General features: G+C 51.2%; 7 protein-coding genes. All 7 read left to right on the top strand.

What is annotated here, in order from left to right:
* The first annotated feature begins 193 nt into the window (after positions 1-193).
* Positions 194-1,132, top strand: a complete 939-nt coding sequence (locus tag PAT3040_RS25720; protein ID WP_087569998.1) for a carbohydrate ABC transporter permease — start codon at positions 194-196, stop codon at positions 1,130-1,132.
* Between the two features lie 22 nt (positions 1,133-1,154).
* The gene (locus PAT3040_RS25715; RefSeq protein WP_108994927.1) at positions 1,155-1,994 is read left to right on the top strand and encodes a carbohydrate ABC transporter permease; all 840 of its coding nucleotides are present in this window, start codon (positions 1,155-1,157) and stop codon (positions 1,992-1,994) included.
* A gap of 36 nt (positions 1,995-2,030) precedes the next feature.
* The gene (locus PAT3040_RS25710; protein WP_108994926.1) at positions 2,031-3,857 is read left to right on the top strand and encodes a cache domain-containing sensor histidine kinase; all 1,827 of its coding nucleotides are present in this window, start codon (positions 2,031-2,033) and stop codon (positions 3,855-3,857) included.
* Positions 3,832-4,575 carry a response regulator transcription factor gene (locus PAT3040_RS25705; RefSeq protein ID WP_087569995.1) on the top strand — a complete coding sequence of 248 codons (744 nt, stop codon included), beginning with the start codon at positions 3,832-3,834 and terminating at the stop codon, positions 4,573-4,575. The genes PAT3040_RS25710 and PAT3040_RS25705 overlap by 26 nt, the downstream gene beginning before the upstream one ends.
* 13 nt (positions 4,576-4,588) lie before the next feature.
* Positions 4,589-6,832 (top strand): heparin/heparin-sulfate lyase HepB, encoded by a 2,244-nt coding sequence (gene hepB, locus PAT3040_RS25700; RefSeq protein WP_108994925.1) that lies wholly within the window; start codon positions 4,589-4,591, stop codon positions 6,830-6,832.
* Entirely contained in the window at positions 6,819-8,390 is a 1,572-nt protein-coding gene (locus tag PAT3040_RS25695; RefSeq protein ID WP_108994924.1) for a sulfatase-like hydrolase/transferase, read from the top strand. Before hepB ends, PAT3040_RS25695 begins: the two co-directional genes overlap by 14 nt.
* Before the next feature lie 18 nt (positions 8,391-8,408).
* Positions 8,409-10,117, top strand: a 1,709-nt coding sequence (locus PAT3040_RS25690) for an ulvan lysase-like protein (RefSeq protein ID WP_146200553.1), incomplete at its 3' end; no start/stop codon positions are given.

The raw sequence follows: 10,117 nt of genomic DNA, 5'->3' as shown, positions 1-10,117 counted from the left end.
GGATGAAGCTAGAACCTGAGGAGCGGAGCGTAGTGGAGGCTACGTGAGCACCGGAAGGTTCGGCAGAATTCAATATTCGACGTCGAGTATGCTTCTTGGATGACTTCGTAATGGGAAGCGGACTTTTTGAACAACCTCTTATAAATGGCGAGGAAGCGCTCCGCCGGCGGTTGTACTGCCAGAGGGGAGGTTCATGATGAAGGAAACCGCGGGTTCATCAAAAATGAGCCGAATAAGACGCAAAAAGCTGTTTTATTGTTATTTGTTTATTTTACCGCAGTTGGTCCTGTTTCTTGCTTTTACACTGTATCCGATCATCATGAGTTATGTATACAGCTTCTACAACTGGAGCGGGTTTGGGCCGCTAAAGGATTTTATAGGGTTCGAAAACTATGTAGAGACGGTTCGCGATCCGCTCTTCTGGAATGCTTTTAAAAACAGCTTTATCTTTATGTTTTTCCTGGTCGTCATTCAATTGCCGTTAGCGCTGTTAATGGCCATCACTCTCAATTCGAATTGGTTAAAGGGAGCCACCCTGTTTCGTACCCTCTACTTCTTGCCGGTTGTTACAACAACCGCGGTCATTGGCGTTGTCATGCGTTTTATCTTCGGTTCTTATAACGGGTTAGTCAATGAAATCCTGATGAAGATCGGAATCATCGGCGCGCCGATCGATTGGCTGGGTTCGATGGATACCGCGTTGGTGATTGTCATTGCCGTAGGGATTTGGAAAACTTTCGGGATGAAGATGGTCTACTGGTTAGCCGCGCTGCAATCCTTGCCCAAGGAGCTTTATGAAGCTGCCAAGGTGGATGGGGCCAGCGCGGTGCAATCATTCCGCTATATTACGATCCCGCTGCTGCTGCCGGTAGGAAGCGTGATTCTGCTGTTATCGACGGTTAACGCTCTTCATGTATTTGATCTTGTGAAATCAATGACAAACGGCGGTCCTGCATTCAGCACCGATATGGTTGATTTATATATTTATCGTTATGCATTTGAAGGCATGGGCATGCCAAGATCCGGATTTGCGTCCGCGGCAGGCATATTCTATGGGATTGCGATCTTGTTCATTTCATTGATATTAGGTATTTTGGTTAAACGTTCAGGCGGCAAGAAGGCCGCGCATTAAGGTCGCAAGGAGGGAAGCCGTTATGCTGTACGCCCAGAAAAAACGAATCGGCAAAGCGCTTGTATATATTATATTGAGTCTGATCGGAATCATCTGGATCTATCCGTTCGTGTGGATGATTGCCGCTTCGTTGAAAACAAACACGGAGTATATTACGAAAGGTTTTAGCTTGCTGCCGGAAAAACTGCAATTCGAAAACTATGCAAGGGCATGGGATACAGCCAATTTCTCCACCTATTTTCTTAATACAACCATTATTACGGTTTCCGTAGTAGCGATTGTGATCGCGGTTTGCGCGATGACAGGGTATGCGCTAGGCCGCTACAAGTTCCCGGGCAGAATTGTGTTTATGTCCGCTATTACGGCTACGATGTTTATGCCAAAGGGATATACGATCATTCCCATATACGTTTTCATTAATGCGCTGGGGTTGAATAATACGCTGGCGGGCATTATATTGGCAGAGGTTGGCGGCGCGCATGTCTTGTTTATTTTATTGTTTACCGCGCATTTCAGCGGCTTGCCGAAGGAACTTGAAGAAGCGGCGGAAATCGATGGCGCAGGATTTATCCGAACCTTCGTACAGGTGATGTTGCCGCTGTCGAAGCCGATTTTTGCCACAACCGCCATTTTGCAATTTATGTGGGCGTGGAATTCATTCCTGCTGCCGCTGGTCTTTACGCTTAATAAGCCGGAGCTGCGCACGCTTGGTGTTGGCATGTACCAATTCGTAGGCGAGCATAGTATTGATTGGACAGGCATGGCGGCCGCCGCAACGATTTCGTTGCTTCCCATTATCATTATCTTCATCGTGTTCCAGCGTTATTTCGTAGAAGGCGTTGCCGGAGCGGTGAAAGGTTAAGTAGAATCGTCACGGCATGGAGAGGAATCCGGGTATATGAAGCTGCTCATCAAAAAAACCGCAATCTTCCGCAATATGAATATGCGCAATAAGCTGCTGATCATCTTTATTATGATCGGGCTTGTACCCGTATTGTTTTTTGCCGCCTTCTTCTTTCAACAGTCGAAGTCGGCATTCGAAGAGGAGTTGGGGAAATATACGCTGGAAATTTCCAAGCAGGTGGGCGGCAGACTCGATGCTTTTGTGCAGGAAATGGAACGGGTGAGCAATATTATTCGCTTCAATTCGGATGTGCAGACGATTTTATACGAATGGACGGAGGAACGAACGGCATCGTCGATCTATGCCGAGCGCAATGTACGCAGTCTTTTCGAAAATATCGGCAACTTCCGCGAGGACTTCAAAGGTATTTTCATGGTGACGGATCATGGCTTGCTTGTCTATAACGGGACTGGCGACGTAGCCAAACTTCATTATAATTTCCACGATGATCCATGGTATCAGTCTGTGAAGGAGCAAACCCATTTCAGGCTGAATAAGGCTCATCCGCAAACGTATGTGAAAGGAGAAGAGGTCGTAACCTTCTCGGCCCGCATAACGGATAATCGCGAGTTCAAGACAAAGGGAACGCTGCTCATCGACTTCTCGCCTCAGACCATCAAGAGCATGAGCGAAAATATTCAGCTTGGCAGTTCCGGGCATGTATGGATGATGACAGCCGATGGCGAGCCGATATTGCCGTCGCAGACGCTGCCGGATTGGCTGAAGGACGAAGAGCTGTTTAAGAAAGTGCAGCAGGAGTCATCCGGATTTATCCCGTTCGACTATGCAGGCGTGCAAATGTTGGCCGGTTTCTATACCTCCTCGGAGACAGGCTGGAAAATCATCGGTTCGGTTCCGTTCGAGGAGCTGGCTTCCGGACTGTACGGCATTCGTACTTTTATCGTTATTTTGGCTATTGCGGCGCTGGTCGTAATTTTGTTGCTGGCAACAGCGCTGAGCCGAATGATCACCAAACCGCTTAAAGTGATGGAACATCGTATGGCGGAAGTAGGCAAGGGGAATTTCGAGACGGGGTTGCCTGTTATGACCCGGGATGAAATAGGGCGGCTCAGCATCAGTTTCAATCGGATGATCACCGAGCTGCACCGGATGAATAACGAGGTGTTTCAATCCCAGCTCAGGGAGTATCAACAGCAAATCCAGCTCCAAAATTCGGAGATGAGGGCGCTGCAAGCCCAGATCAACCCCCATTTCCTATACAACACACTCAACACCATTGCATGCATTGCGGAAGTCTATGATCGGGAAGAGATTTCGGAGGTCAGCCATTCCTTGTCGCGCATGCTGCAATACAGTATTACCGGCGGCTCCACGGCAACGGTCGAGGAAGAATTAACCCATTTGTTGTCCTATATGAGTATCGTCAATGTTCGTTTTCCGATGAAATTTACGTTGGAGCTGCAGGCAGATCCCGAGATTAGGCGAATGAGCTTTATGAAGCTGATCTTCCAGCCTCTCGTCGAAAATGCGGTTAATCACGGCTTCCCCGGTCTGGATCAGGGACATATACGCGTGGAGGCCAAGCTGGATGGCGATGCGGCCATCTTTACCTTTGCAGACGATGGTATCGGAATTGCCAAGGAGAGGCTTAATCAGATTCGGGCCGAGCTGCGGCAGAAGGAAGGGGAAGGCGGGGCGGCTTCCGATCATATCGGATTGCGGAATGTCTACTATCGCTTAAACATGCTGTACGGCGACCGATTTAGTATGACGATTTGGAGCAAACCCCGGGAAGGAACGCGCATTGTAATCCGCATAGAAGGAGGAGCGGCAGATGTTACGGACATTGATTGTGGATGATGAATTTTGGATGCTGGAAGGTTTGAAGAAGGTTATTAAACGGGATTGTCCCCAGTTTACAGTGACTGCGGCCGCCAGAGATGGCGCACAGGCGCTGGAATGGCTGGAGCGGGAAAGCTTTGATCTGGTCATTACCGATATTCGGATGCCAAAGATGGACGGACTGCAGCTGCTGCAGGAGATGAGAGCGCTCGGAAAGACGATTCCCGTGCTCATCTTCTCCGCTTATAGCGACTTCGACTATGCGAAACAGGCGATTCATTACGGAGCCTTCGATTATATCTTGAAGCCGATTAATCGCAGCGAGATTCGAGCGGCATTAAATCGAATCGAGACGATGCTGACGGCCCAGGGGCATCAGAGGGAAGCGCTTGTAGCGGTTACGCCGGAGCAGCCGCTGCAAGGCAAACAAGTGATTGAAGCCATGCAGAAGCTGATTCAAAGCGAATATATGCATGATTTGTCGATCGTCGCCATTGCGGACAAGCTGGGCTACAATTCGGCGTATTTAAGCCGTTTGTTCAAGCAGGAGAGCGGAGTGGGGTTTTTGCAATATTTGACGGAATATCGCTTGAATGTTGCCGTTCAGCTCATGGAGAACAAAGGTTTCAGCATAACGGAAATAGCCAGACAGGTGGGTTATGCGGATTATAAACATTTTCGCAAAGTGTTCAAGCAATATAAAGGAACGTCGCCCAGCGAATATATCGAAAAATAAGTGGTGAGAGCCGATGTGGAAAAAACCGTCGATGACTCCGCCTTCGGAGAGACCTTGTTTGTTTCTTCGGAAGTCCGATCTTGCGCCGTTGCGGAAGCGGCTGCAGCATGCGGATATGGGGAGTATGTGGGATCGAATGAAGGCGTTTGCTCCCCTGCGGGAGGAAGATTGGCTGCAACTGTCGATGCGAAGCACGCTCGACATCATCTATGCAATTGAATCGTATGCGCTGCAATATGTAGTGCTGGAAGAACATTCAATCGGATTAAAAGCCAAAAAACTGGCCTTGATTGCGTCGCGTCGCGCTTTTAATCCCAATTTGCAGGATATTTCACGAGAAATCGGACGTCTGATGATTGCGATCGCGTTAGTTTATGACTGGTGCAATGCGCTGTTTGACGAGGATGAGAAAAAAAGATTGGTTATCGAGTTGAAAAGACTCGCTTCGCTCCTGGAATGCGGATATCCGCCGACACATGAAGGGGCTTTTGTCGGACATACAAGCGAATGGATGCTCATGCGCGATATGATGGCCGCCGGCATTGCGATTTACGAAGATGACCCTGAGATGTATGACTACGCCGCAGGTCGCTTTCTGGAGGAGTTCGTTCCCGCGCGCAACTTCTTTTATCCATCGGGCTGGCATCATCAGGGAGACAACTATGGCAGCTATCGTTACCAGGCAGAGCTGTTCGCCACGTGGATTTTCGGTAGAATGGGGCATGCCCAAGTATTTGATCCCCGTCAGGAGCGGGTCGGTTATCAGTGGATTTACGCCCGTCGCCCCGACGGCAAGCTGCTGCGGGATGGGGATGCCGATAATCCGTTGTATGCAGAAAATGAATATATCAAGCTGTTCCCGCTCGTTTATTTAATGGCAGGCAACTATTATGGCAACGGGTATTTCCTGGAGCAGCAACAAATCGAGCATCCGGTCATTCCGGACATGTATTTGCTGTTTGCTATTTTGTTTCATAATCCCGAGCTCGGCACGAAGCCGATAAGCGAATTGCCGCTTACCCGATATTTTGAGGAACCGGCAGGGATTATGATCGCACGCACGGGCTGGAATGAGGGGGCGGTTATCGGCAAACAATCCTCTGCCGCGCTTGTAGAGATGAAAATCGGGATGTATCAATACAATAATCATCAGCATCTGGACGCGGGAGCCTTTCAAATTTATTACAAAGGTTATTTGGCGATCGATTCCGGTATTTACAAAGGTTCCTCGGGCAAATACCAATCGCCGCATAATAAATATTATTTCAAGCGGACGGTCGCGCATAATGCCATGCTCGTGCATGATCCGGGCGAGCTGCAGGAGCAGCCGTACATTGTGGACGGCAAGCTGACCTGGCCGAATGTGATGGATGGCGGACAGCGCTGGCCCGGAGCGGGCAAACCTCCGCAAAACATGGAGGAACTGCTCGGCGGCGAATACGAGCGCGGCGAGGTGCTTGCGCACAGCTTCGGCCCCGATCCGCAAGCACCCGATTATTCCTATTTGAAAGGCGATCTGACCAAGGCTTATTCGAAGAAGGTACGCCATTATACACGTTCATTCGTTTGTCTAAACCTGAAACAAGCCGGAGTGCCCGCCGTTCTGATCGTATTCGATGCGGTGGAGGCGGCTAGCAAGCACTTTGAGAAAGCTTGGCTCTTGCACAGCATAGAGAAGCCAGAGATATCGGGGAAGCGGACCGTAATCGCTCGTACCGAGGATGGCTACGGCGGAGAGCTGGCGGTCGATACGCTGCTGCCGAAGGAAGCGGCGATTGAACCTGTTGGCGGGGAGGGGCGTCAATTCGAGTCGCGCGGCGTCCATTATGCAAATGATTTTGCGGCAACGGTCGAGCAAGGCGCCTGGCGCATAGAAGTGAGGCCGAAGGAAGCGGCGGAACGGGATTTGTTCCTGCACGCGATACAGATCAAGGATCATGACGGCGAGCAGGCTGCCGAAGCTAAGCTGGTTGAAGCGGGAGACGCCGTTGGCGTTCAGGTGCAGGGCTGGCTTGTGTTGTTCAGCCGAAGCGGGTTGTTGTTGGATGGGCAGCTGTCAATCGCTGCCGATGAGTCAGGAAACAGGCGCAAAATACTCGTTACAGATATAGCAAACGGAATATGGCTTGTTCACAGCCGATCGGTTGATGGCAAGCAACGGAGCGAACAGGTGGAAGTAACGGAGGGCGTATGGCTTACGGAAGCTGCTACTGGGGCTGTGCAGCTCGAAAGGATGGGAGCAAATGGAGAAGGGTGAGCAGGACGGTCGAGAAACGCCGGACACATATGGGGAGCAATTGCGAGATGTGCATGGCAAGGAGGGTGCGCCGGGCAAACTCGCCAAGCCGCATGTGGTTGTCATTATGGCGGATCAGCTGCGCTACGATGTCGTGAACGAGCGTTATATGCCGAATGTAAGCAGGCTGAAGAAGGAGAGCGCTACGTTCGAGAGAGCTTACTGCGCTTCCCCGCTTTGCGTGCCGGCAAGAGGGGCGTTCTTTAGCGGACTATATCCGAACGTAAACGGTTCGCTTATCAATCCTTGGGAGCCGCTCGAGGCAGAGTATGGTGATGTGCACCCGGGAACAGCCAATATGTACAGCATGATGGAAGCGGATTGGGATAGCTGGCATACGGGCAAACAGCATTTCAACAGGAAGGATATTCAGCAAAGCTGCTCCAGGACGCATTGGCATACGCTGGAGGATCATTATGGCGACTTCTTGAAGCAACATGGCAAGCGGCATCCGGGTGGCCCCGCTTTCAAAGGCATCGTGCCCGAGATGGTGGCGGGAACCACAACGCGGATTAAACGGTATTCGATTCCAACTACGGGCTGCTACGAGGAAGGACTCGACTATTTTTATGACGGATATATTGCCAAAACCTCGCTGGATGCGATTCGCGGCCGGGATCGCAGCAAGCCGCTGCTGCTAAATGCGATGTTTGTCGCGCCGCATCCGCCGCTGGATGTGCCGGAGCCTTGGTACTCGATGTACAAGGACGAGCCGATCCCGGACAATGTGGCGTTGTGGTCATACGGGCAATCGCCGCTTCAGCTTTATAATCTGACCGGAGCCATCGGCAACGGCTATACGAAGGAGCAGTGGCGGTCCATCTGGCAAGTCTATTTAGGTCTGGTATCGCTGCTGGATCATTGCGTGGGGCTAATAATCGACGAGTTGAAGGCTCAGGGCATTTACGATGAAACGTTAGTGATATTGACAAGCGACCATGGAGAAATGCTCGGCTCGCATCGGCTTTATCAGAAAATGTGCATGTACGAGGAGTCGGTACGGACGCCATTGTTCATGAAATTTCCGGCGGACAGCCGCGTAGCCCCGCAAACGGTAGAAGCGCCGGTCAGCGCCGTAGATATAATGCCGACGCTTGCCGATTATTTGCAGCTTGAAGCAGAAACGGCGTTCTCCGGACAGTCTTTGCTGCGGCTTTTAAGAAGTGAGCGGCAAGAAGCGGATGATGTGCCCGGGAATTCCTTGATGAATAGAGATCTTTTTATCCAATTTGACGGCAATGGGGCGAGAGGCAACTTCCAACGCAGCGTGGTGCGCGGAGCTCGCAAGCTTATTGTGGATATGTTTAAGAATGAGCTGTTCCTTGAGTTGTACGATGTGGCGGAAGATCCGCTGGAGCAGCGCAATTTGGCCATTGAGCAGGCGTATGAGGAGGAAATCCGGTCTCTGCTTGGCAGCTTGGCGAGGCATATGGAAGCAACAAACGATTTGTTGAAGCTTCCGCCCGATGCGTACGAATCTTTTATTGCAAGCTATGGCGCTTTTATCAAACGCCCTTAGGAGAGGGGGAGGAAAGCGATGGGTTGGCATAGGAACAAGACGCAAAAACGAGCGAGCAAGCCAATCAAATTCGACCTGCGAGGTTTCCTGGAGGGCGAGCGGACAGTGGAAGCTCTTATGCTGGACATATTGAGCCATTGCTGCGATTTGCTTGTCGAGGAACAGGTGCGGGATGTATGGAACGGCAGCTTGGGCGGTATTTGGTGTACGGGCTGTCAGACCGTTCATGGCCGCAGCGGAGATGCGATTTTTCCGCTCTATTATTTATATTTGATCAGCAAAGAAGAGAAATACAGAGATGCGGCACGCTCTCTGCTTCGTTATATCATAGCTGCCCAGGGGGAAGACGGAGCTTGGCGCAATGAACCGGAAGCCGATTGGAAAGGAACGACGGTATTCCAGCTGCTTGCCTTATGTCATGCCTACGATCAACTGATGGGTCAAGAAGATGGCGAGGCGCTTAAACCTGTCATTGCCAAAGCGGCGGCTTGGGTATCCGCGACGTTTGGGGAAGGCGGCGATACCAATATCAATTATTATTTGTCCTCTGCATTGGCTTTGCTGCTTTCGGATCGAATCTTGGGCAAACCTGAATATGGCGGGCAAGCCAAGCGGCTTATGCATGGATGCATCGGCAACAGGCTCAGCCGTGACGGATGGTTGTTTGGCGAGAAGACGAGAATGCGTCCTTTTACGCAAATGACGTGTACGGTCGATGTCGGCTATAACCTCGATATGAGCCTCGGGGTCATGGCGGAATACGCAAAACTCACGGGTGATCCCAAAGTCATGTCGGCCGTCCTGCTGGCGCTTGCCAAACATATGGAAATGGTTTATCCCGACGGTTCGATTGATAACTCCTTTGGAAGCCGCAATTACAAATGGACGCTGTTCGGCAGCAAGACTGCGCATGGTTCCCAGATGGCCTTTATGCTGCTGGCTGACAAAAATGCTGCCTTTTATCGGGCAGCTCGGCTCCATACGAATTATTTGGCAAGCTGCATTCGTTCCGATGGACGGTTCGGTTATGGTCCGATGCATGAGCAGTTGTTCGAACATGGCTGTGTCCATCCCTCCATTAATCGTGCTGATGCGTTGGCTGTAGCATTGGCCTACGGCGCGGAATGCGGGCAGCGGGAACAAGAGGAAGGGGAGGACACGAGGAACCAGGTGCAGCTTCCTTCCGAAATCTTGTTCGGCGCCAAGTCTTACAAAGAGCTGGCGGTCCATCAATTGCGTTCGCATGTTTGGATGGCAACGATTAGCTGCTCAGGGGTTCACAATGCTCCGACCGGAGGGACAGTCGGCTACTTATGGCATCGGGCCGTTGGCGCTGTGCAATTGGGCGGGATGACCGTGTATCGGCAATACGAGGCGTTTAATATGCCGAAAGCGTTGCCGGGGATGGAAGAGCCGATTGCGCCAAGAATTGAGGTTTCCCGGGAAGGAAGATTGTACAGCAATCTGTACGAACATGATGCCTATGCGGATGCTGCCGCAGTAAACAATGCGGACAGCCGCGAGAATGGGGCTGCAGGGGCTGTAGCCGTTGTTCACGGCAAGCTCAAGGCCATGGACGAAGGCAGCTGCTATGATTGCGCCGCTTTCTACAGGATTGATTATGAATTGGACGGCGACGACTTCATCAAGCGGTATGAAATTGATGTGCGTCTTGCTTGCGACAATATCGCGATTGTGGAGCCGATTGTAACGGCTCCCCCAGCCCC

The sequence above is a fragment of the Paenibacillus agaridevorans genome, from assembly GCF_003112455.1.
In the GTDB taxonomy this organism is placed as follows: Bacteria; Bacillota; Bacilli; order Paenibacillales; family Paenibacillaceae; genus Pristimantibacillus; species Pristimantibacillus agaridevorans.
The sequence above is the reverse complement of the archived record's forward strand: the minus strand, read 5'-3'. Positions and strand labels throughout refer to the sequence as shown.

Bases quoted from the DNA above. Each gene is read 5' to 3' on its own strand.
- PAT3040_RS25710 (WP_108994926.1), top strand. From the start codon at position 2,031: ATGAAGCTGCTCATCAAAAAAACCGCAATCTTCCGCAATATGAATATG.
- PAT3040_RS25720 (WP_087569998.1), top strand. From the start codon at position 194: ATGATGAAGGAAACCGCGGGTTCATCAAAAATGAGCCGAATAAGACGC.
- hepB (WP_108994925.1), top strand. From the start codon at position 4,589: ATGTGGAAAAAACCGTCGATGACTCCGCCTTCGGAGAGACCTTGTTTG.
- PAT3040_RS25715 (WP_108994927.1), top strand. From the start codon at position 1,155: ATGCTGTACGCCCAGAAAAAACGAATCGGCAAAGCGCTTGTATATATT.
- PAT3040_RS25695 (WP_108994924.1), top strand. From the start codon at position 6,819: ATGGAGAAGGGTGAGCAGGACGGTCGAGAAACGCCGGACACATATGGG.
- PAT3040_RS25705 (WP_087569995.1), top strand. From the start codon at position 3,832: ATGTTACGGACATTGATTGTGGATGATGAATTTTGGATGCTGGAAGGT.